18 protein-coding genes are annotated in these 23,078 nt (G+C 61.8%); 6 read left to right on the top strand and 12 right to left on the bottom strand.

Features of this window, described 5'->3' with window-relative positions:
• Positions 1 to 60: 60 nt before the first annotated feature.
• The gene (locus QA640_RS19040; protein ID WP_283042830.1) at positions 61 to 273 is read left to right on the top strand and encodes a hypothetical protein; all 213 of its coding nucleotides are present in this window, start codon (positions 61 to 63) and stop codon (positions 271 to 273) included.
• A gap of 69 nt (positions 274 to 342) precedes the next feature.
• Here QA640_RS19040 and QA640_RS19035 read toward each other — a convergent pair whose 3' ends face one another.
• The gene (locus tag QA640_RS19035) at positions 343 to 552 is read right to left on the bottom strand and encodes a hypothetical protein (protein ID WP_283042122.1); all 210 of its coding nucleotides are present in this window, start codon (positions 550 to 552) and stop codon (positions 343 to 345) included.
• Between the two features lie 729 nt (positions 553 to 1,281).
• Here QA640_RS19035 and QA640_RS19030 point away from each other — a divergent pair.
• The 3 genes from QA640_RS19030 (at position 1,282) to QA640_RS19020 (ending at position 5,498) form a co-directional block, all read left to right on the top strand.
• Complete coding sequence (locus QA640_RS19030; RefSeq protein WP_283042121.1) at positions 1,282 to 3,147, top strand: caspase family protein; 1,866 nt, start codon at positions 1,282 to 1,284, stop codon at positions 3,145 to 3,147.
• A gap of 169 nt (positions 3,148 to 3,316) precedes the next feature.
• Complete coding sequence (locus QA640_RS19025) at positions 3,317 to 4,228, top strand: hypothetical protein (RefSeq protein ID WP_283042120.1); 912 nt, start codon at positions 3,317 to 3,319, stop codon at positions 4,226 to 4,228.
• A 94-nt stretch (positions 4,229 to 4,322) separates the two neighbouring features.
• Positions 4,323 to 5,498 (top strand): hypothetical protein, encoded by a 1,176-nt coding sequence (locus tag QA640_RS19020; protein WP_283042119.1) that lies wholly within the window; start codon positions 4,323 to 4,325, stop codon positions 5,496 to 5,498.
• Between the two features lie 76 nt (positions 5,499 to 5,574).
• On the opposite strand, the gene QA640_RS19015 is transcribed toward QA640_RS19020, so the two are convergent.
• The 3 genes from QA640_RS19015 to QA640_RS19005 all read right to left on the bottom strand — a co-directional run bounded on the left by QA640_RS19015 (position 5,575) and on the right by QA640_RS19005 (position 9,845).
• A complete protein-coding gene (locus QA640_RS19015; protein ID WP_283042118.1) occupies positions 5,575 to 6,222 on the bottom strand; it encodes a DUF4384 domain-containing protein in 648 nt (215 codons plus the stop codon).
• An 18-nt stretch (positions 6,223 to 6,240) separates the two neighbouring features.
• Positions 6,241 to 7,836, bottom strand: a complete 1,596-nt coding sequence (locus QA640_RS19010; RefSeq protein WP_283042117.1) for a caspase family protein — start codon at positions 7,834 to 7,836, stop codon at positions 6,241 to 6,243.
• 284 nt (positions 7,837 to 8,120) lie between these two features.
• Positions 8,121 to 9,845, bottom strand: coding sequence for a hypothetical protein (locus QA640_RS19005; protein ID WP_283042116.1), 1,725 nt, complete (start codon positions 9,843 to 9,845; stop codon positions 8,121 to 8,123).
• 158 nt (positions 9,846 to 10,003) lie between these two features.
• Between QA640_RS19005 and QA640_RS19000 the strand changes: the two genes are divergently transcribed.
• Positions 10,004 to 10,285 (top strand): hypothetical protein, encoded by a 282-nt coding sequence (locus QA640_RS19000; RefSeq protein WP_283042115.1) that lies wholly within the window; start codon positions 10,004 to 10,006, stop codon positions 10,283 to 10,285.
• 37 nt (positions 10,286 to 10,322) lie between these two features.
• Positions 10,323 to 11,351 (top strand): DUF4424 domain-containing protein, encoded by a 1,029-nt coding sequence (locus QA640_RS18995; protein ID WP_283042114.1) that lies wholly within the window; start codon positions 10,323 to 10,325, stop codon positions 11,349 to 11,351.
• A gap of 9 nt (positions 11,352 to 11,360) precedes the next feature.
• Here the strand turns inward: QA640_RS18995 and QA640_RS18990 are convergent, their stop codons facing one another.
• The 8 genes from QA640_RS18990 to QA640_RS18955 are packed head-to-tail and all read right to left on the bottom strand — an operon-like array spanning position 11,361 to position 23,024.
• Positions 11,361 to 13,175, bottom strand: coding sequence for a serine/threonine-protein kinase (locus QA640_RS18990; RefSeq protein ID WP_283042112.1), 1,815 nt, complete (start codon positions 13,173 to 13,175; stop codon positions 11,361 to 11,363).
• Positions 13,172 to 13,948, bottom strand: coding sequence for a protein phosphatase 2C domain-containing protein (locus tag QA640_RS18985; protein WP_283042111.1), 777 nt, complete (start codon positions 13,946 to 13,948; stop codon positions 13,172 to 13,174). The genes QA640_RS18990 and QA640_RS18985 overlap by 4 nt, the downstream gene beginning before the upstream one ends.
• Positions 13,949 to 13,953: 5 nt before the next feature.
• Positions 13,954 to 14,655 (bottom strand): type VI secretion system-associated protein TagF, encoded by a 702-nt coding sequence (gene tagF, locus QA640_RS18980; protein WP_283042110.1) that lies wholly within the window; start codon positions 14,653 to 14,655, stop codon positions 13,954 to 13,956.
• The gene (tssM, locus tag QA640_RS18975; protein ID WP_283042109.1) at positions 14,652 to 18,194 is read right to left on the bottom strand and encodes a type VI secretion system membrane subunit TssM; all 3,543 of its coding nucleotides are present in this window, start codon (positions 18,192 to 18,194) and stop codon (positions 14,652 to 14,654) included. Before tssM ends, tagF begins: the two co-directional genes overlap by 4 nt.
• Positions 18,195 to 18,225: 31 nt before the next feature.
• Entirely contained in the window at positions 18,226 to 19,740 is a 1,515-nt protein-coding gene (tssL, locus tag QA640_RS18970) for a type VI secretion system protein TssL, long form (RefSeq protein ID WP_283042108.1), read from the bottom strand.
• The gene (gene tssK, locus QA640_RS18965) at positions 19,737 to 21,074 is read right to left on the bottom strand and encodes a type VI secretion system baseplate subunit TssK (RefSeq protein WP_283042107.1); all 1,338 of its coding nucleotides are present in this window, start codon (positions 21,072 to 21,074) and stop codon (positions 19,737 to 19,739) included. Before tssK ends, tssL begins: the two co-directional genes overlap by 4 nt.
• 48 nt (positions 21,075 to 21,122) lie before the next feature.
• The gene (gene tagH / locus QA640_RS18960) at positions 21,123 to 22,499 is read right to left on the bottom strand and encodes a type VI secretion system-associated FHA domain protein TagH (RefSeq protein ID WP_283042105.1); all 1,377 of its coding nucleotides are present in this window, start codon (positions 22,497 to 22,499) and stop codon (positions 21,123 to 21,125) included.
• A 12-nt stretch (positions 22,500 to 22,511) separates the two neighbouring features.
• Positions 22,512 to 23,024 carry a hypothetical protein gene (locus QA640_RS18955; RefSeq protein WP_283042104.1) on the bottom strand — a complete coding sequence of 171 codons (513 nt, stop codon included), beginning with the start codon at positions 23,022 to 23,024 and terminating at the stop codon, positions 22,512 to 22,514.
• Positions 23,025 to 23,078: the final 54 nt, after the last annotated feature.

The raw sequence follows: 23,078 nt of genomic DNA, 5'->3' as shown, positions 1-23,078 counted from the left end.
TCCACTTAGGACCTCAAAGCTGGGGCCAGCCATTACATACGACCGAAAGCGTATTTGCAGGTGTTATCGCGACGGCTTCACACCTGGCTATCGCATCTTCCTAGTCGGACCAACCAGGAAGCGTCTCCCCTGCTCATCTTCATCGCGGTCGTGCTGGCCCTGCTGCTGGCGATTCTGGAAGTCGACCGGCTCGGTGCAACGCTCCAGTTCCTGGGACTATCCGGCAGCCTAACCGGCATGCAACCCGGTCTCACCAATTTCATGGGCCCTTGACGGTTCAAGGATGCCGTTGTTGGCGCGCCCGGTGCCTGACGGCGGCCTATTGCCCCGCGTGTGGGGCCCTCATTTTTCGCGGGGAAACACCAACGATCGATCATCGAAGTCTTGAACCGGAAGTTTGTCCGCCTGCGATCCGGTTTGGTGCTCTTGCACGCCGGCGAAACGGGCCGCTCCGGTTGTCCAGACAACTGGCCACGTGTGTGATCGCAAGATAGTCGTTGCGGCAACGAGCGACGCAACGGCAATCAGTCCACAAATTGTCAGGCGCTTCATGAGACTCTCGGTTGATTTTCGGGAGCGGAAGGCCTGAATAGCGCCTCATCCGAGTTCCTGATGTGTGCTGCATCACATCTCTCGCAACGGTGATCGGTGAGAGCGATTACTTCGCCGGTACCGTGGACATTGGCACCGTCGACCACTCGAGTCAGTTGACACCTTGTTTGGACAAATTCCAAAGGTGCTTGGAAGATTCCAAATCAGTGCTGTAGACAATTGGCAGGAAAGATAGATGGGAGTCTCTCGACAGCCGCCATGCCTTTCCTTCACGCGGCAACGCACTAGCCACGCGTTTTCAGGAACGCACCAGAATTCGTCACCGACCGACTGTTGTGCGTGTCAGGCGGGCGGCGCACAGCAAATGACGATGGACAGCAATTCCCCGAACTAAGCTTCTGAAATCACGATACTATTTCGCCATGCCCCGTCGATCGCTCAGCGGAATCGCGCGCACACCGCTTCAGCGGCACCGACGAGCAAGGACCATCTCGCATCGCAACAAACCGCCAATAGACGCGGTTATCCTCATGCGAACCGAGCAACGCTTTTGGCCTCTACAATCTTCCGTGCTTTCTTGAACGTCTTCACTTCACAGAACGACAACATCAGGAATGGATCGGGGTTACTGTACGGAGATAAGCGGCCGCCAGTAGCGTGCGGTGGGATTTTGCGCGGCCATCTTCGTTGACGCTATCCCTCTTCGGGGCAGATGCTGGACGTTGCGCCATGAGCTTGTACACGCACCTCAGATTTTTTGTTCTTCTTGCTGCTTCGCTATTCCTCGTTTCTCAGCCAGCCTGGGCGACGAAACGCGTGGCTCTGGTGCTCGGCAATTCCAGTTATCAAAACGCACCGCTGCTTCCAAACCCGGCCAACGACGCTGCGGCCATCGCTGCGACGTTAAAAGGCGCAGGATTCGATGTGGTTGACTCAAGGCTCAACCTTTCCTTCACCGACATGCGGCGGGCACTGAGAGATTTCGCCGATCAGGCCCGCGATGCCGACATCGCCCTGGTTTACTATGCAGGTCATGGGATCGAGATCGATGGCACAAACTATCTGATCCCGACAGACGCCAGACTTGAACGCGACACAGATATCTATGACGAGGCGTTCTCGCTCGACCGTGTCTTGCTGGCAATCGAGCCGGCGAGGCAGCTACGGGTCGTGATCGTCGACGCCTGCCGTAACAATCCTTTTGCCGACTCGATGAAACGAACGATCGCCTCGAGATCGATCAGCCGCGGGTTGGCCCGGGTCGAACCCACAGTATCCAATACGCTGATCGCATTTGCCGCTAAGGCTGGATTGACAGCGCTCGACGGCAACAGCAAGAACAGTCCATACGCGACGGCCTTGATCAAGTACATTGCAAAGCCTGGGCTCGACTTGCGCAGGGCCTTCGGCTTTGTCCGCGACGATGTTTTGCAGGCCACGGGCAATCGACAGGAGCCTTACGTCTACGGCTCGCTTGGCGGCGAAGATTTTGCGCTGGTGCCTGCCCCCAAAGCGGCGGAAACAGCGCCGCCAGCTAACCCGCAGTCGGAGGTCCGTCGTGACTACGAGCTAGCGTTGCAGCTCGGCAACAAGGCCGCCTTGAGCGCTTTCCTCGCCCAGCATCCGGATGGATTCTACGCTAGCCTGGCCAAGCTTCAGCTTGCCCAAATCGACGCGGAGGACGCACGCGTTGCAGCGACCGAGAAGGCACGGCAGGCCGAACAGCAGCGAGCTCGGCTTGCCTCGGATGGGGCGCAGCGCGCCGACCAGGAGAAGGCGGCTGCGGATTTGAAGGCTGCGGAAGAGGCCCGCATTGCTGCCGAAAGGACAAAACAGGCGGCGCAGGAGCAAGCAGTCGAGGCGGAGAGGAAGCGCAGGGAATCCGAAAGCTCGGCAGCCGGCATCGCATCGGGGAATAAGCTTGCCGCTCAGAATGCAGCCTCAAACAATCCTGCAGGCGCTACGCCCGCTGAGGACGAGAAGGGCGCGAAGATCGCCGCCCTGAGCACCGAGCCACCCCAGACCGATCTCGTCAAGTCGGTACAGAACGAATTGAGTCGCGTTGGCTGTTTCACCGGGGCCGTCGATGGCAAATGGAATGCGGCTTCGCAGCGCTCACTGGCACTCTTCAACCGGCACGCGGGAACCAAATTGGACGCCAAGCTCGCAAGTCTCGATGCGCTTGACGCGATCAAGCTCAGGCCGTCGCGAGTTTGCCCGCTGATCTGTGACCACGGCTACCGGCCCGACGGCGACCAGTGCAGCAAAATCACCTGTGCCGAGGGCTCGTTCCTCAACGACGACAATGAATGCGAGAAGCGGCGCGGGAAGAAGCCGGTTGCAAAGCGCAATATGGACGACCGCCCGTCGCGTGCAGATCGTGCTGCCCGTGAGCCGGAGCCCACAGCGGACGTTCCGCGACGACCGGCGAGCCCGAAGCCGCAGGCGGATAATTCGAGGCGCAGCGCCTCGGGCGCAGCAGGGCAGATCTACTGCAACGACCTGACATGCCGTCCCGTGAAGCGCGGCTGCCATCTCGAATACCGCGGCGGAGGCGGTTACGGCGCCGATCCCAATGCCGAGGTCTGCAACTAGCGCGGCGGGACCTGGACAGCGTCGTCGCAGGCCGTTGATTTGGTATCATGAGCGTGTCGAGCGAGCCCCTGGCCGAAGCGGAGCGACCTGCGTGCCATGTGAGCTGGAGCAGAAGGATATTGGCACCTTCCCAGGGGTGACATTGTTCACGAAGCGAACCGCGCCTTGCATGAAGCCAACCGCGGTCTACCTTCCGCCGAAGCACATAACTTCGGCCACCAAGCTCGACCTCGTGATCTGGCTGCACGGATTCTATGTCAAAGATCATGAATTCCTATTCCACAACGATCCTGCGCGATTGCGTGAACAAGTTCGGGATTCGGGTAAGGACGTGGTGCTGATCGCGCCATTCCTCGGTTACGAATATGCCGTTGGCGAAAGCTTTGCCGGAAATTACAGCGTGAAGGACCTGGCGACCCCAAACTGGGGCGAACGCTACCTCGAGGAGGTTCTTGCGGGACTTGCAAAGTTCCTGGGTTCTGTCTCGAGCTCTCCTCCTCTGCTCCAAATCGGCAAGCTGATCATCGCATGCCATTCTGGCGGCGGGAACGCCATGCGCAATCTTGTCGGCAGCTTGGGAAAATATCAGTCGAACCTCAGGGCATGTTGGGGCTTTGACTGCCTTTACGGGGCGAAAGCGCAGCCTGACGACGCTACATTCTGGTATCAATGGTTGTCGGGACAGAACGGATGTTCGCTGGAGATTATCTATGGTCCGTCAACACTCCCGCAGTCGGTGAAGTTGGACCTGATGGGACGTGGGCTGGCGACGACCGAGGGCGACAGAACTCAGTCCCAGCGCCCTGCGCTCAAGAATCTCAACGTGAGCTTGGGTCACTACGACGTATTTCCAGCTTTTGGCCAGTTGGTCAGGGTCAACGATCTGGACCCGGCTTTCGTGGATCAATTCATGATTCCGCAGGTCGCCGACAATGCTCCATTGACGCACAAACCGAAGCCTCAGCACGGAGAATTCCTCCGACAGGCAATTTCCAACGTTCGAGATGCGTTTCCCTTTCCGAAGGACATTCATTACATGATCGCTCGGGGCGGCTTCTTCAGTCGGCTGAGCAAGCTGTAGCATTGCCTGGATGCACTCAGTGGCGGGCGCCAACTAGCCGATCACCCGATCGGATGCTAGTCTTGCTTGCGGGTGCGAGGAGGACTTCGCGGACATGACGGAAGGACCTTTCAACCCAAACACCGCGCCGAGGGCCGGAAGTACGGCCCAAGACCGCTCCGCGATGCGTGCGGACATGAACAAGGTTGCGCTGGAACTCCGCGAGGCCGGAATTCAGCTCTACGGCTTCTACAAGATCCACGACCTCGTGCCGTACTGGAATCCACTCGGCTTTGATTTCATGTGCGATAACTGGCGGCAGTTGCTGGACGCCGCCGGAAAGGCCCCGCGGCTGGGATCCGATCAGATCGACATGCCGGGCTATGATCCGTGGCTCAAAGCCGGCGTCAAGAGCGTCGGATTCACGCAGACCGGCAAACCTCCGCACGTGCACCTCGACATTGCGATCGATCGGCCCGGCTTGTGCCGTATCTACATTCTGGAAGAAGACAACGCGCGACGTCTCGATGTCCTGCGGCGCGCCCGAATCGTCACCGCGAAAGACTCCGATGTCTTCAAGACGATCTACCGGCGAATGGAGGGCCTTGGCGTCGATCTCAATAACCACATCGGCCCGCATCTGGAAGCGGGGCGGCTCGTACTCGACGGCATCAATTTCGTCGCCCAGGACCACAAGCGCCTGCTGGATGTACTCACCAACCTGAAATATCCCGGCGGCAACAATGTCTTCTTTCGCGGAGAGAAATCTGGCCGAGGCCATTTCTTTGGGATGGCCTCATTCCTGGCCACCGATGGCATCGGCTTTCGGCAAATCTGGCAGACCTTTGCGGCGGAAAGACCCAGTGCAACCGGCGACTCGCGGACCCCAGCGATGGATCCCAAGGCTTCCGCGCGGTTCGGTGATTCCCAGAACCTGCCTGATCTCACCTCGGTGCATTGCGCCGTATCAAAGCGGATTTGCAACTTCCACATCGACGAGATGGGATTCGTGGTCACGGATGCCAAGGGCACCATCATCGTCGATCCCGATGCCCTGCGACATATCTTCGTTGAATTGCTCTGGAAGACCGACTTGCAGGGTAAGCTGCCGTTCTGGGCGCTCGATAACGTCAATTTTGTCATCCCGAGTTCGCCGAACGATTTCTCTCGCGTCGGAGTCAGTGTCGACGTCGCGCGGTTCGGACGCGTGAAGATTGCGCTTAACGGGAGTTGTTCGGCTGACGGCAAGATGGAATCATCTGGCACTCTCACGCTCGGGTTCAGGTTCTGAGGCAACCGGCCGCCGGCCGTGATGGTGGTGTTTCGAAACAGGTTCGCGTACGTGACCTGGCTCTAACGGGCCTTGATCACCTGATGGAATACGATTTGGCGTCGAACGACCAGCTGTTCGACATCAGCCTTCCACTGCCGACGTCCGGCACGCGTAACTCACTGGTCCAAGCCGATAGGTAACTCAACGCGTCGGACTGGCTTTGCGGCTTGCGCGCCAAGTCGGGTAAATCGAGCAATTGCACGCGCCGCTCGCTCAGGATCGCAACAATCACAGCGGACCCGCTCGGCGGAGCAACAACATACTCAAAGCCACGTTGCCGTGCCGCCGGGGTTGGAACAACGAACTCGACACCGGGCTTGACGAAATTGATGTCGCGTTCGCCCGACTGTGCCAACAGTTCGGGAGTCGGAAAGATCTGGGACATCCGTCCTTCGGCATCAACATCCACTAGAATGAGGTATCCCGCCTTTCTGGTCGTCACACCAAACGACACCTTGCTGCCGACGGCAACGGTCTCGCCTGGCAATATCTGCAAGGACAGGCTTGCGCCGTTGGTCTGCCCAGGGGCGGTCTGTACGCGCCGAAGCCACGGCGCATTCATCGTGCTTGGATCTGGCGATGCCGATGGCAGCGGTGCTGCCAGGGCGGTCCCGCTTCCCGCCAGCAACAGCACGAATGTTCGCCATGGTCGCTCGCGGCGGATGGGCTCCGGTGGCGGCATGGCCGGCTTCCCAAAACGTCAGGGAACGCTAAAGAAACTGATGGACGCGATGCGCGCGTCCGCAGGCAAATAATGCTCAAGGCCCTTGATCAGCTGACCTGAGGCGCGACGCCGGTTGAGCTGCGTCAGGACCGTCTCTAAATCCACCATGCGTTGCTGTGAGGTTACCGCAACGATCTGCTCCGCACCGAACGGCTCCTGCACTTTCAGCGGCAGTCGCAGATTCGTCGATCGGGCGAGCGACGCATCGGAGCCCACCGGATACAGCATCTGGATCGTACCATCGCCGGACACATTGAACAGCAGCACCGCCCTTGAGGCTACGTCCGACAGGTCAACTTCGACGGTCTGTCCGCTGCGCTGCTGTCGATCGTCCGGCCACATTCGCATGATCTGCGGCGACCGTGTCGCCATGCGCTTGAGTTCACGAATTGCTGCGGCCCGATCAACGACCGTCGGCAAGTTGGCGACGTCCACCCCATAGGCGACCACATCACCCCAGGCGATGACGTCGTGGGACACAGGATCCCAGATCAGGTCGGGATTGTCCGTCGGCTGAACGGCCTGCACCGTAACATCCTGCGGCTTCACGCTCGCGAAATAGCTCATCTTGCCGTCAAGCGCTGCCAGACGGATCGGCGCCGCGAGGCGGAGCGCCGTCGGCGCGGCGCTGGCCGGAGCGGTCGGCGCCGTCGCCGTGACAGGCGGCGCAGGTGCCTGTCCCTCGGCAGGCGCCGCTGCTCCGGACTGACCTGAGGCTGCTCTCGCGGTCGGCCCCTGGATCAGCACCACACCGCGCGTCAATTCAAAGGCGACGTCGGTCTCCGGTGTTTGCGCCGGCGATGATATCGTCACGACATTCTGCCGCTGGTCTGACAGCTGATAGACCACCTGCCGAACATTGCTGAAGAGTTCCTTGAGCGTCACCTTCCCATCATGGTTGATGTCCGCGCTGCCTTCCACTGCCCGTGCGATTGCATAGCTTAGAGCCCCGCGCAGGCCATCGATCCCGGGGATTCGCACTTCCGGCGCCTTGGTGTAACGATCAACCGCAGCGATGAACGCAGTGTGATCGAGGTCGAGTTCGGACTTCGGATCATCGCTGTCTGATACCGGCTTCAGTTCATCGACCAGGAGCGTATAGCGCGGCACCTGACGAAAGCTCATCTCCGCGGCACGTGGATCGATATCGCGCACCATGCCGCCACCATGGCAGGTATCCACTACGAAAATCACCTTCGCCCCACGCAGCTCAAACTGCCGGATGAAATGATTGAATTCGCCACCCAGAATTCTCTGAACAGACCCGGCCGGCGTGGTTTCGAAGCCAGGAAGCAGGAACACATTCTCCATCCCGTCCGGTTCCGAACCCTTGACGCGCTCCGGCTCTTGCGTGCCATGACCGGCGATTGACAGGAAAATCAGGTCATTGTTCTTTGTCCGCTGCACCAGTGCGCTGATCTCACGCAAGATGGTTTCCCTGTCGGCCTGGGCGTTGGTGAGTTCGGTGACATCACCGACTCCCATCGTCCTCAAGCTCGACACAACGTCATCGGCGTCGGCTACCGCGCCCTTCAGCTTGCGCACATGCTGATAATCGTCGATCCCGATCACGAGTGCACGCACGGCCCCCCCGTCTGGATTGCTGATCGAGAGTCCTCTTGCAGCATGCGCGCGCGGAAGTGGCAGTCCGATCAATGTCGCGAGCAAAATAGCGGCGCAGAACCGCCCGATCTTGTGCTCAAGTCCTCTGGGCCTTCGCATCGTGATCCACCTTCAGCTCATCAAGGTCTACCCCCAAAACACGCCGGTGGCGCCGGCGGCATGCCATCCACGTGCCTGGAGCAGCCTGCGAGCAGTATTCCATACCCATCTGTAACGCCAACAAGACGCGCGGTTCATCGCCTCTTATTTGCGGAGCTGCGGCCCGTCCGCGCATCGGTTTCCTGATAGGCATTTGCTGAAACGGTCGTCTGATCATCTGCGAAAGCGCGAAAGCGGACTGGAGCGTAGCCGCGCGCGAGCAGGCTCGCCAACGGATAGACGTTGCGGCAGACACGCCCGTTGCAGCCACCAGTCGAGGATTCCATCACCTCCGCTTTGCGATCGGGAGTGAACCGCAGGAACAACATGACGTGGGAGCCTGGCTTGTTCAGCGCGTCGCCCGGCTTCAGGTCCCAAGGGTTTGCCACAGGCCCCGCGATCGAGGGGATCGCGGCCGTCGTGTAGTGTACGGAGAGGCCCCATGCGGCGCTGACGAATGCAGAACAATCAACACCGGCCACGTCCGGCCGCGGCGCATTGCGGGTGCAGACATTGCCAGCCAGCGCTCCGCTCTCAATCCGCTGCCTGAAGTTCGCGAGCGAGCCGTGGCAGCCCCAGCAATAGGGCACACCACGCACTTCCTGATTTACCTTGCCTTGGAGATACCAAGGCCGGCGAACGCGCTCGAAGCCACTGCATTGAGTGTCGGGATCGCTGCCATAGTTCGCGGGGGTCAGCTTCCACTGGATGCCCTCGAATGCAAACGCTGTCTCGATCGCCTGCTGGCGATTGGACGGACGCACGGCGGTTATCGCGTCGAACTTGGTGTCGGGCTGCCGCGCCGGCGCGCCGGCCGCGTTCGGCGACGGTCGCGCGTCGATCACCGATACCTTGCCCAAGGGGCGGAAGCCGACACCCACCACATCGACGCCGTCCGTCTTGGTACGCAGAAAATAGACCTCGCCATCGCCGGAAACCGTGACGAACCGCCTGGTGAGCGGCGTATTCTCCAGAGGTAGCTCGTAGATTCCTTCGAGGCGCCCGTTCGCGGCATAGCGTGCGACGAATGTGGAAGCGTTCTTCGCCGACGTCGGAATGTCCTCGGCCAACACATAGAAGCGGTCGCTGTTGTCGATCTCGAGAAACTCCACTGTGCCAAGCTGGTTGCGCACGCGCAGGCTGAGCTGGCCAATGGTCTCGTTGGTGACCATGGTTTGGATCTCAATCCGTACGCTGGCATTGCTCTTATCTGGAATGATATCGGCGATGATCGATCCCTTACCGCGGGAAGCAATGTACTGCCGGTCGGGCTGCCGCGTCGTCCGGATGATGGCCGCGCGGGTGTTCTTGTCGAGCAGGTCGGTTGCGCTGCTGGGCAGCTGCGACCCCATCTGGGCGAAGGCCGAGGCGGCGACCTGGTCGTCAGTGCCACGGGTCGAGACCTCCTCGAGCTGGATCACGTCTCCACCGAGACCGCGCGTAGACTGACCCGGCGCCGCCCTCAACGTGCGCACGCCGCCGTCCCAAACCATGATGTCGTCATTGCGCACAACGAGGTCGGTCGGCTGGACGTCGTTCGGCATCTTGAGGATGTCAGGATCGACACTCGATTGTTTGGGATCGAACTGGAGAATGCGTCCGTTGACTTGATCGAGCATGAACAGGTTGCCCCGCCCGTCGGTGCCGAGCGCCTGCGGGCCTGCCAGCTCGACGTCCTCGCTGGCGGGAACGATCCCAACCATGGAGGCAGCTGAACCGCCGGCAAAGCTTCGCACAACTGTATCGTCGGCATACGCCCCGGTGGCGAGACTGGCTACGCCGAAAACGAATATCCAGATCCACCTAGTTCGACGAAGCATCTTCGCCTCAATGTCCCCGAACCGTTTGCCGCGTCGGATCGACCAATCCAAGACTGCGTCAGTGCGGCGCATCAATTAGTGGCAAGCCATCTCAATCGCGTTCAATTCTATCACTGGACGGTGATTGTTCGAACCTCCTCATCTTGCGATGCAAAATCATGGCTAGAAACAGATTTGAGCAGGTCAACGAAATTCAGCCTGACGCGATCACTCTGATCCTGAAGCGCGACAATGGTGGCAATTCCGGATCGATCGTGTTCCCAGCCACGGCCAGTGGGGGTCGGCTGACCACGGACCAGGTCAGCGGTCAGTTGCCCGCCCAGGACGCCTTTCGCGGCGCCGTCCGGCTTGCCAACGACATGAAGGTCGCGATTGTGGTCTGCGACCCAGACGGTATCTGGAAGTCTGAGTGGGGCGATCTTTATCGGGCGATCGACTGACCTTCGCCGGAGCCGGCGACGTTGAATGGAGGATATCATGGTGATGGGACCGTCAACCCTGCCACGGTTCCGGTCGGGGGCTTTGATGGTCGCGCTGTTGGCTGCGACCGGTTGGCCGGCGCAGGCCAACGACTCAGCTGCAGAATTGTCGATCGGCGGGCTCCAGTTCGTTCGTACCAATGACGTGGCGATGCAGAGCGAGGACCTTCATATCGCGCTCGACAGGATCAGCGTTCGCTACCAATTCGCCAATACCACCACCAAACCGGTCACGCTCACTGTTGCCTTTCCGCTGCCCGATATCGACCTGTCGGAGGCTGAGAACGTTGCACTGCCATCGAGCGACCCGCTCAACTTCGTCGACTTCGAGACCAAGATCGACGGCAGCCCGGTGCAGCTGACCATTCATCAGCGCGCCATGGTTGGCAGCAAGGACGTCACGGCCCTGCTCAATCAGCTCAAGCTGCCGCTGCTGCCGATCGGTGGCCGCGAGATGCGGATGACCGACCTTCCGGCGGCGACCGGAACGCGGCTCGTGGACGACGGTCTTCTGATGCCTGCTGGTATGAGCGACAACGGTCGCCAGCAATATGCTCCAGGCTGGGTAACCAAGACGTCGGCGGTGCGCCAGCAGGTGTTTCCGCCGACGCGCACAGTCGTTGTCGAACATCAGTATCGCCCGAGCGTCGGGTCCAGCCCCGACACCATCCTGCGCTCGAGTCTGCGCCACAGTAGCGCACTCGCTCCGGAGGTCGAGCGCTACCGGAAGGAGTATTGCATCACGGATGCATTCCTCGCCGAGCTGGACAAGCGCGCTGGCAAGAGCGAGACCAACGACGCGAAGCTGCAGGAGCGGCGTATCTCGTACATACTCAAGACCGGCGCGAATTGGGCCGGGCCGATCCGGTCATTTAGGCTGGCCATCGATCCAGGCAACAGCGATCATCTGGTCAGCTTCTGTCCGGGACGGCTCAGCGCGTCCTCCACCGGCAATTCGCTTGAATATAAGGCAAGCGACTTCAAGCCGGATGCCGACCTGAAGATCCTGATGATCGGTAGGTTCTGAGCAAACAGCTCAGTTCGTGAGCAACACATAGCGTGCAGCCGCGGTAATCGTCGTGTTGCCGCGCTGAGCCTCGCTCAGCGCCTGCAGGAAGAACGTGTCGGCAGCCATAGGTCTCGGCTGGCGCAACGAGTCAAGAACTCGCGGGGCCGCCACGACCAACAACAGTTGCGGGCCGGTCGCGCGCGCCGTCGGGAGAGTAAACGAAAGCGAGTCAGTGCCCGGCTTTAGAAGATAGGACAGGCTCTGGACCTCGCCGCGATCCGATACCATGAGCAGTTCCACCACGCGGTTGGCGAAGTTCTCAATGGTGCCGGTCAGGGTTTCGCCGGCTTTCAGCTCTGTCGCTGACAGGTTGATGCGCGGCGCTCGCGCCTGATCGCTCCCGACCTGACTCAAAAACTTGACGGCCGGACATTGCGCTTGGGTCACCTGCCTCACGCCGACGGAAGCCTCGAATCCCTGCTCCCGCCGAAACGCCTTGTCGAAGGTGTCGAACGGGGCGGTCGAGGCGCCGAAGCCCTCGATCACGGCGGCGCTTGGGCTCACTGCAACCGGCAGGATGAAGAAGCAGTCGCCACCGGCATATTGGGCCACATATCTGCGGATGCGCTCCGCTCGCCCTGGCGCATCGAGTGCCGGAGACGGCGTCACCGTCGGCTGTGACGGCAGCTTTGGCGGCTCCTGGCTGCCGGGCTGTGGCGGAGCGGGCTCGATCCTCTGTGGTGTCATTGTCCCGGCGAGCTTCGGAGGTGGCGGCAAAGCCGCCACACCCGGCGCCGACCAGACCAATTTGTAGAAGGCATATCCACCGCCCAGCAGGAGCAGCAGCCCCGCCACGCCTGCTCCCAGCCAGAGGCTGTGTGGCCGCTGCGCGGTTGATGGTGTCCTGTCTGTCCTGTCCCGCAGCGCCGACGGCCCGGTTTCCGGCCGCGCCAGCGGATCGAAGCCGTACAAGGGCGTGGCGGACGCCTGAACCGGAGCGGTCGGCGTCCAGTTGGCAACCTCCGCCATGGTCGGACGCAAGGCCGGATCAGGTTGCAGCATCCGCTCCAGCAGAGGCCGGATCCGCAGGTCCACCGCACCGAGATCGGGCACACGCCGGCGTTTCTCCACCAATTGAAACTGGCTGCCGCCCATGTCGAGCTTCTGTCCGGTCAACGCATGGAACAGCACGAGGCCCAGGCTGTAGACGTCGGACTTCGCGGTGACATCGTTGCCGTACAACCCTACCTGCTCCGGCGACGCGTAGTTGTCCTTGCCGGCGAAGCCCGAGCCGATGATGGTCTTGTCACCCAACTGGGTCGACCGGGCGATGCCGAAGTCGATGATCTTCGCCCGCCTCACATCGTCGAGCGGCACGATGATGTTGTCCGGAGAGACGTCGCGGTGGATGATGCCATGCTCGTGGGCGGCTTGCAGTCCCGATCCGACCCGATGCATCAGCTTAAGCAGTGCCTCGAAACTCAGTGGCCCTTCGTCGAGCATGTTCGAGAGCGAGCGGCCGTTCACGAACTCCATCGCGAGATACGGCCGCTGCAGCACCGGCTCCACAGTGAACAGGAAGTAGCGAACGATCGCGTCATGCGGAAGATTGTGGAGCGCCGCGGCCTCTCGACGGAACAGCCCGAGCGCCGCCTCGTTGTCGACCATGTCAGGCAGCAGCATTTTCACCGCAACCGGCGCTCCGGTCTGGATCTCGCGGCACTTGTAGACCTCGCCCATGCCGCCTGCCCCGATCATCGCTTCGATCTCATAGATACCATTTAACCGCGTGCCGGGCGGCACACCGCGGTAGGACGATCGGATGGGATCATTCGGAGTCATGGTTGCGGCTCCGGATCGAGCGGCGATCTCGTCGGCTCCGAGGACCGCAGCGTCAGCAGCCGCACGATCACGATCGTCACATTGTCGAACCCTCCGCGATCGAGGGCCAGTGCGAGCATGTCATCGCAGGCCGCCTGGGCACGGCGCGTGGCCACGTGCTGCAAGATCTCTTCGTCCTGCAGGTGCCTGGTCAGACCGTCACTGCAGATCACGAAGATGTCTTCCGGCTCAACCGGACCGGTCACCACCTCGAACTCCGGATCAGCAGCAACGCCGACGGCCCGGGTGATGGCGCTGTTCGGCCAATCCTTGACTTCCTCGCGCGATATCGAGCCGCCTGCGATCAATTCCTCCAACTCGCTATGATCGTGCGACACCTGGCTAATGCTGCCATGGTTGATCCGGTAGACGCGGCTGTCGCCCGCCCATATGCAGGCATAGTAGCCGTCGCGCACGAGCAGAACTGCCGCCGTGGTGCCGACGGTGGCTCCATCCAACGCACGGCTGAGAGCCAAGATCTGCTGGTTCGCACTGAACAGCCGTTCCTCGCACTGCGCCAGCAGGTCAACGGCGGAGGCTGGCGCACCGATCGCGTCGAGCGACTCGACTACAATGCGACTGGCAAGATCGCCAGCCTCATGGCCGCCCATACCGTCGGCGACCGCCCACAGGCCGACGTCGGTCCGCACCAGGCACGAATCCTCGTTCCGCGTCCGCACCCGCCCGATATGCGTGACGCTGCCAACATCGAACAGAGACGGGATGTGGACCATCGCGATCACCCCGTGCCGGACGCCGCCCGGCCCAGATCGCCGGTCAGCAGGGTGGAATAGTGAAAAGGATCCGGTAATCCGCGGCAGCAGAGCGCTATTGATGGGAAGCCTTCGCCTCCGGCGGTCCACCAGAAACTTGCCGCGGCATAGACCTGTGGATTCGCAGTGCAAAGTGCACCAAAAGACTCAGCGAACGTATCGGCCGCTGAAACCATTCCCAACGTCGCCGTGCCCGACGACACGATTGGCGGCCCCTCAGCGCCGGGCGCCTGCAGCTGCGGCACCGCGAGCCGATCCAGCGCATCGGAGATCTGCTCATAGGTCGCAGCTCGATCCAGGGTCGAGAGCAGGAACGTCTCGGCTTGTCCAAACCATGCGTCCTGCGGGTCGATGCTTGGCGGCGGCAGCAAAGCGCCGGCATCCATCACCGCGTGAAGCGTCAATGGATAATACCGCCCCACCCCGTCGAGCGAGGGCATCATTGCACCCATGACAGTGCTGCCGCAGATTGCGTCGCCGAGCCAGAACCGCCAAACTGGCGCGGTCAGGAAGGCCCGCTGCCAGTTCGAGCCGAGCTGATGCCGGCTTGCCGACAGCGCGGCCTGCACCCATGGCTCCCAGATTTCCAGGAAACTGCGCGGCGTCGCGATCGCGATGAAATCGCGCTTCGCGCCGATCTTGCCGAACAGCCCGCAACGCATGGTCATATTCCACTTGGGCAACGAAACTCGCGGAGCACCGTCAGGTTCAGCGGATTGCGCATCGAGCCCGTCGAAATCTGATAGTTGAGCTCGCGCCCGGCGACGATGAAGGTCGCGCTGGCGGTTTCCGCCTTCGCAACCAGCGAACCGGCCTCCAGCATCCGGAACAGCGACCATGGGCCGTTGCGCTCAAGCACGGATGGCGGGCCGGAGTCGTTGCTGACTGAAATCGCGGTGCGCGGCGATGGGCCCGGCCAGAGCACGGTGGTCGGTGCATTGCTTTGTGGCGGTGATGGCGGAGGTTGAGGCGCGCCGAACATGGAAGAAGTGGCCGGCCCGGGAGTGGTCGGACTCGTAATCGTGGTGCCACCGATCTCCGTCTTGATGGTAACGCCGGGGCCGGCTGCGCCGGGCGGCCGGATCGCAAGCGATACCGCCGGCACACCGCCGCCTGTCTGGAAGAAGGCATCGCGGATATAGGCCGCATTCTGGAACTGTTTCAGCGTGTCGGGTGAAAACGACCGGCCAACGGGGCTCTCCTTTCGCCAGACCCACTCGGGTCGCGACGTGTCGGCGTACGGCGAAAGGAACTGAGCGAAGAACTTGTCCATAATGCCGTTTGGACTGAAAAGTTTGGCGAAGTCCGCGAGCGGCACCTCCTGATTGCTGCCGCGCACAAACGGGTAGCGGTTGGTCACTGCCTGCTGGCAGACCGGCGTGACCTGATCGCGCAACGACTGCAGGATCTGTCCGGCGGTCGAAGCGGCGATACTCCCTTCGAACTCAGCAGCGGCCGCTCGCAGCATGTCGGAAAACGGCGGTGGCATGCGCGAGGCATTGTTGCGCAGGGCTGCCACCTGGGTCTGAAGCGCGGTTGTCGCCTGCGCGGTCAGTTGCGGATTCTCGACAATCAGCGTCAGGTTCTGTGCAATGTCGTTCAGGTTGGCGATGGTCGAGTCGATCGGGCGGTGGGTGCTCTCGCCTTCCAGCACCGCATGGTAGGGTTTGAATTGCGCCTCGATCGCCGCTCCGGGCGGGCCATCCTGGACATTCGTGAATAGTGCCGGCGCGGACGCCGCGGGCGCCACAGCAGGAGCCGTAGCATTCGCCGGCTTCGGGCGTTCCTTGGTCAGCATCGTCTCGTCGCGCACCGATTCGAGAATTTGCCGCATCGGTGAGGTCGGTGCCGAAAGAGCCCTCAGCACCTCGTATTTCGGCTTATCGGCTAGCAGCTTCTTCAGCCGCAGGCTGCCGAGTGCAGTGCGCCAAGTCGTCACAAACTCGTTCGAATAGACGTTGAGCAGATCGCCGGCCAAGCTATCATACTGCTGATCGATGGCTGACTGCTGGCCGGCATCGCCCAGGACCCACCGCTCCCGCTTCATGCGCTCCGACAGCCCGGGCAGTCGAGCGATGAACTTTTGATGGAAGCCATTATACGTGAAGAACTCGGGGACCCGCACGGTGTCCAAGGGTTGTCCCGTCGTAGTTTCGAACACGATGGCTACGTCCGGACCGCCGCGGCGGCTGACGATCCAGTCGCCCGCGGTCGATGCGCGCGCCTCCGATTTCAGAAACTCGTAGGCGCGCTGCGACACGCTCAGGCGCGCCAACGAGTTCTGGGCCTGCTTGATCAGCCGGCCATCGAGTCCGACCAGCGGTGGCTGCTCGGTCTCGAGGTCGAACATCGCCATAAGGTTCTCATCGAGCAGACGCCGCCCTTCGGCGTTGGTCGCGCCAGGATAGAGATTGTCCGCCCAGTCGCGTTGCATCCAAGAGCGGATCAGCTCGCGGTCTGGTGACTGCAGGCCGCCGAGCATCAGGTAGACCTTCAGCGCCTCGTAGACGAAGGCAGGCTCCTCGATGCGCGCATTGAGCTGCTCCTCAAGCCGATACAGCAGGCGCGGCCGGAACATCCGTTCAAGCGCCGTATGATAGGCGGCCTTCGAGGGCGATAGCAGCCGGGTGTGTTGGCTGAGCCCGTAGCGGGCCGACAATGGTACGGGCTCAACGCGCGATCCATAGCCAGCCGGCGCGTTGCGAAGCCGATAGAGCAGCGGCAGCACCTTGTCGAGATCATGGTCAGCGATCAGCGTCTGTTTGATCAGGGGCGAGCCAGCCGCTGCATATTCGGCATCCGCCTGCAGACTCTGCTCGATCAAATCAGAATTGCGCTTGTAGCTGGTCACCCAGACCGCGATGAGCCCAATCGAAACCAGGCCGATGAAGGACAGCGCTGCGGTTTTCAGAATCAGCGCGCGGCGCACGGCGGCACGGTCGGTGGAGACCCAATCGGCCTCGCCGATAATGACTTTGGAAATCAGATCGGCGAGAAAGTAGCTCTTGCCCGTCCCCGAATAGGATCCGGCACTCACCTCCTCTGCGCCGAACGTGCGCGCCAGCGAGCCGATCAATTGGTCGATCGGCGTACCTTGCTGAGTACCCGAAGTGAAGTAGAACCCACGCAGGTTGGCATTCACATGATAGCGCGTCGGCTCGAATATCTGGTTGAGAAAATTGTGGATCTGAGGCTTGAGCCGCGCCATCTGCGCCGGGAAGCCGAACAATTGCACGCGGTGCTGCGCCGTCGGCTCGTCCTGCAGACGGTCAAGCGTCTCCTCGCTCAGGCGCTCCAGCAGACGGTCGAACTCCACCGGTATCTGCCCCACCAGATTCTGGGTCTTGTCGGCAGTTTGGAATGTGGCGCCCCAGACCTGACGGCGGCCGGCCTCGCCGAGATAGGCGAAATATTCGGTGAAGCCGGCAACGAGATCTGCCTTGGTGAATAGCGCGTAGACCGGGAAGCTGACCTTGAGTCTTTGATGCAGCTCGAGCAGGCGCATCCTGATGGCATCGGCGTGCAGTGCGAGCTCCTGCTTCGGCAGCGTCAGCACGTCTTCGATACTGATGGCGACGAGGACGCCGTTGATCGGTTGGCGCGATCGGCTTTTCTTCAGGATGTCCAGAAAGGCCAGCCAGCTGTCCTTGTCGACCTTGCTATTGGAATCCTGGGTGGTGTAGCGGCCAGCCGTATCGATCAGCACCGCTTCCTCGGTAAACCACCAATCGCAGTAGCGGGTACCGCCGACTCCGGCAATCGCTGCCGGCGTCGCGCCACGCGCGAGCGGAAATTTGAGCCCGGAATTGACCAGCGCCGTGGTTTTGCCAGCACCTGGCGGACCGATGATGACGTACCAGGGTAGATCGTAGAGATAGCCCGACTTGTTGCCGCTCGCGGTTTTCAGCGTCGCGAGCGCGTCCTTCATGCGTTCCTTGAGCACCGGCTCGTCGCTGACAGGCTGGTCCACACCGCTGATGCCGTCCGCGATCTCTTTGGCATTCTTACGCCGCTTGAACAGGTGAAGGCCAGCGACGCTTGCCACGGCTGCGCCGAGCAGCAGAATTGCGATCTGGCGGACGATATGGTTCTCCAGCGGCCGCCAGTCGCCGAATGCGACGAAGGGACCCGCGAAGTAGATCACCGCCCCGAGCGAGCTGAGCCCTACTCCATAGAGAATGATGCGGAGAATGTCCTTGGCAAGCATTTACCCGTATCCGTGAGCTGGCGGTGTCTGCTCATTCGCTGCGTTCGATAAAGATCTCGACCCGCCTGTTCTTGGCGCGTCCCTCAGGTGTGGAATTGCCGGCGATGGGCGCATCCGACCCCTTGCCCTCGACATCGATGCGCGAACCATCGGTCAGGCCAGGCTTCAGCGCGGCGGCGACCGCCCTGGCGCGCTCGACCGACAACTCGAAGTTCGAAGGGAAGCGGACGGTGCGGATCGGCGAACTATCGGTATGGCCGACGACCCGGATTCGACCGGGCTCCTTGTCGAGGGTTGCCGCGACGCGGGCCGCAACCGGCTTGAAGCCATCAAGGATGGTGGCTTGGCCCGACGCGAACAACGCCAGGTCACAGACCCTGATCACTATGAAGCTAGCGGTCTGGTCCGCCGTCATGGCACAGACGGTGTTCTCCTTCGCTAGCGCGTTGCGGATGCGCTGCAACTGGGTGATGCGGTCCGGTGGTGGCGGCGGTGGCGGCGGTGGCGGCGGCGCAATGATCTGACGTTTGAGCTCGATCGGGTCACTGGGATGGAGCGCCAGCGCCACCTCCGCAGCATTCTCTGCCCGGCCAGCGAGCAGCGTGCGCAGGACGAAATAGGATCCCGTCAGCAACGCGGCGACCACGGCCGCCACCAACCAAATGGGAATCGGGAGACTCTTCCGGCGACCAGCCAGCGCCTGCCCACGCCAGTTCGGCGAAAGATCGTTGGTCGGCTTGGGCCGGACCCGGCGCAGCGTTTCATAGAGATTGCGCTGGATCACCTGCAGGTTGGCAAGTCCGCCCGCCGATGTACGGTGAATGCCCTGGAACCCGAGCGCAAGGCAGGCGTGCTGCAGTTCGAGCACCGGATAGTTGACCAGCGGATCAGCCTTCAAATGGTCGAGCACCTCGAAGAAACGAACACCCCCGACCCGCTCGCCGAAGAACCGGCTGAGCATCGAGTATTGGGCCCAGACGTGGCGATCCTCGGTCGGGATGTGTTGCACGATATCGTCGGCGGTGGCGCAGAGGATGTATTTCGCTGTGTTGGCCTGATGCTCTGAAATACCTGCCGACCGGATGTCCTTCTCGAAGAACTTGATGGCGTCGGCGACCTGCTCCATCAGGCTCGCGAACGACGCACGCATGAGCGCCACCCGCAAACGGCCAAGCAATTGCAGCAATGGACCGGCGGCGCGCATCACCGGATTGGCGTTTGGCGCGACCAGATCATCGACCCGCAGCGGTGGCCCCGGCGGGAGGATCGGTTGCGGCGACTGGGCCTGCGCGGGCGTAGAGATCCACTCCTCGGACGGGTGACTGGTCGGCGCGGCGGCGTAATTGGCGTTCGACGGGACGCTGGAAAAGGACGGCGGCGAAGGGGCGGCCCGCGAAGGCGATGGCGGGGCGCCTGAATGTCCTGCAGGTAGTTCGCCCGCTGGAGGCTGGGGCGGAGCCGGCGACAATTTCCCGCCCGGGTTCGGACGGATGATCGTCCGTTCGCCCCGACCGAAAGGATTGACCGGCTTGTCCCTGTCGCTCATGGCCGATCTTCCAGGATAGCCCAAAGGTACAGCTCAAGCTCCGGCCAGTCACCGGAGAAATGCATCCCGATCGAAGCCGCCGTGCTGAACTCGGGCCATAGCGGTGACTTGCGGTCGAGATAGAAATAGACGTGATCTGTGATGGCCCGGATGTGCGGCGGCGGCGTCGGCAAATGCACCAGCGTCAGCCCCGGCAGGTTGGCGTGCACGATCTCGTTCATCCTGGTGTTCGGCCCGACCTTGAACAGGTGCGGGAATTCGTTCTGAATCTCCACGAGGGGTCGCCGCGCGGTGACCTCCAGGACCAAGGTTGCGTTGCGGAACAGCGCCCGATCGCGGATCGGCGATATGAACGCGTTCTGGGCGCGCTCGATGATCTCCAGACGGATTGCCCGCCGGCCCAGCCGCGCGCTCAGGAAGTCCTGGATGTCGCGCACCAAGGGTGTGAAGACGTTCTCGAGATTGTCGTGATCGTAGGCCGGATAGTTACGCGCGCGCCGTTCCGCCGTGGCAAACGTCGCAAGTTCACCCGCAAACCTCAGCAACTCCTCGTACAGCCGTTCGGGGTGCACGCTGCCGGAACGTTGGAAATGGGTCAGCACAGGAATAGTGCGGTTCAGCACTTGCAGCACCAGGTAGTCGACGCTCTGCAACCCTCCCCCGGACGACGGATCGACCGCGTAACGCGCCAGTTCGTCGAGCTTTGTCTCTACCCAGCCGATGATGCGGTTGAGCCAGCCGTCGATGATCGGATGTGCGGCGCAGATCAGCATCGGCGGCACGAACTTGTCGTCGAACAGGATGTTCTTGTCACGCACCTCAAGAACGCGCGCGATGCCGAGGCCCATGTATCCGGGCTTGCTGGTCTTACGCAATTCGAATGACAACCGCGGATAAGCGATGTCGATCTCTTCCTCGATGCGTAGCGCGGAGGTCGAGTCGATGAAGGTTTCTGAAGTACGAACATAACGACTGGCGCTGTCGGTGCGGTCCTCATCCACCTCGCGGGTGTTTGGCGCCGCGACCGGCATCATCAGCCATACGATCTGGCCTGCGGCCGAATCCGGTACTTCGATCGCTTCCGGAATCGGGCTGTCCGCAGGAATATCGAACGGCGTTCCGTCCGGCATGACGCCGGACGCGCTGCGCACCGCGAATTTGCTCTGTTCGGTAAGATCCTTATCGATCTCGAGCTGTGCGAATCCCCAAGGGTATGGCGTTGTGTAGCGAACGCGCTTTTCCAGCAAATGTTCGATGTAGCGGTCGTTCTGCTGCAGATGATGCGGTCGCAGAAACAGACCTTCTGACCAGAAAACCTTGCTGTACCAAGACATTCCTGCATCCACTACGCAATTGTCGGCGACCGCGTGGTCGCCGAAAGCTTACTTTGACCCGGCCTTGTCGGTGCGGTCGTAATAGTCCGAGAAATGCAACATGAAAGTATCGATCGGCGCGCTGTTGTCGCGGCCGAGATGCGCCTTCCAGCGCGTCAGGAATTCGTCCCAGAGCTTGCTCTTGTTCGAGCCGAGCCAGGATCTCGCACCGCGCTGAAGCTCGAGCTCACGCGCCATCAGCGTCGGATCGATACCGGCGACCAGCTCATGGACAGCATGCTGCATCGCCATGTACGTCTTCAATTGATGTGATTTGAGGTCATCGAAGCCCTGTGCGAAGGCGCGTGGCGCGTCGAGGTAACTACGCGTCGGCGGTCCGAACAGAATGCGCATCGCCTCTTCCGAGGTCGGCGAGAATTTCAGCGGATTGTTCTCGATGGCCTGGACGGTGGTCTGACTCATGCTGCGAGTCAGCCGCTTGGCTTGAGTTCGCGCCTGCAGCAGCGCCATCAGATTATCCACGGTCACGCGCAAGATGATGCCAAGCTGTTCAGCAAGCTCGGCATCGGTCTTGTTGGCAAAGAAATTGTCCGGCAATCCGGCAGCGTGTGCCACCAGCCGCGCGAACTCGGTACCGCCGGCCGGCATGGCGGTGACAGGTTCCTCCTCCGCCGCCCGCGACGGGCGCGGCGTCTCATCCTCCGGCCGCTGTGGCGATGGCAGCGGCTGGGCGGCCCCAGGTTCATCATCGGTCCACACCGATGGCCGGCGCGGGGTCGGCATGGCGGGTGGGCGCTCGCCTTGCGGTCTAGGCGCGGCAACCGGGCCGGCTGCCCAGCTCATGTCATCCTGTACGGACGGCTGGAATGGAGGCATTGGTGACGAACGTCGAACGGGATCGACACCCGGCGCCGGGACGCTCGCCGCCCAATCCAGAAATTCCGGATTGACGGGCCGCGCGGTCTCGCGTGGCTTCTTCAACTGTTGCGGGTCGATCGGCGGCGGCACGTCACGATCGGATGCCCACAGCTCCTCGTAATTCGCATGCTGCTGGAGGAGAGCCGCATGCGGTTGTGCCTCATGGTCAGGGGCGCGCCCGCCGGCCTCATCCTCCAGCGAAACTCCAATGATGTAATGGCCGATGGTGAGCCGGTCACCGTCGCGCAGGCGATGCGGCCCCCGCATGCGCTGATCGGCGCCGTTGAGAAAGGTGCCGTTGGTCGAGACGTCGTGCAGCCAGTAGCCGCCGTCGCGAAAGTGCACCTCGCAATGTTTTCCCGAAATCATCCGCGCCGGATCCGGGAGCGTCCAATCGAGGTGACGATCCCGGCCAATATCTATCGAACGCCTGCCGGTGACCGAAAATGATACAGGTCCTCCGTCAGGAAGGTTGGTTTCGTTCTCGATATTAAAGCGAAGCACCATCACATCGTCTCGTTAGCGTGGAGGGCGCGGTTCGCCGCGTGCTAATTGAATACCATCCTCCAGGCATGCCGTCATTATCCGGTCCCGGGAGTCCCGGGGCAGCCGGCAAAGTCCGATCAGCAGGGCTGCACGCACCGCCCGCGCCGCCTGATCGGGCTTGGCTTCGATCGGCTTAAATTCCGCGGGAACCACGCTTCCGCCGGACCAGCCGGCCGCCAGCGCCAGCCACGTCGCTGGCTGCTCGGGATCGTTGGCATTGCCGACGGCCAGCGCCTTGTTCCGGGATTGCTCATCCGACTGGCGGACCCAGGTCTCCGCGAAATTCAGCGACCTGCTGTCGTTGGCGTCGAAATGGTCGAACATCCGTCGCAATGAGCGACACCCCCAGGCAACGGCCACGCGCCTGGGGAGCAGATAGGCGCAGAACGACACGGCCTGGTGCCAGTTGCGCGCATCGGCGGCCTCCTGAAGGAAATCCAGCGAAGGTTTGTCGGCTTCGGCCTTGCCGACATCATAGCGCGCCATGGGATAAGCTCGAAGCAGATCCTGAACCGTGCTGAACCGAACCTGGCCCATAAC

Origin of the sequence: Bradyrhizobium sp. CB82 (assembly GCF_029714405.1) — a bacterium.
Taxonomy (GTDB): domain Bacteria; phylum Pseudomonadota; class Alphaproteobacteria; order Rhizobiales; family Xanthobacteraceae; genus Bradyrhizobium.
The sequence above is the reverse complement of the archived record's forward strand: the minus strand, read 5'-3'. Positions and strand labels throughout refer to the sequence as shown.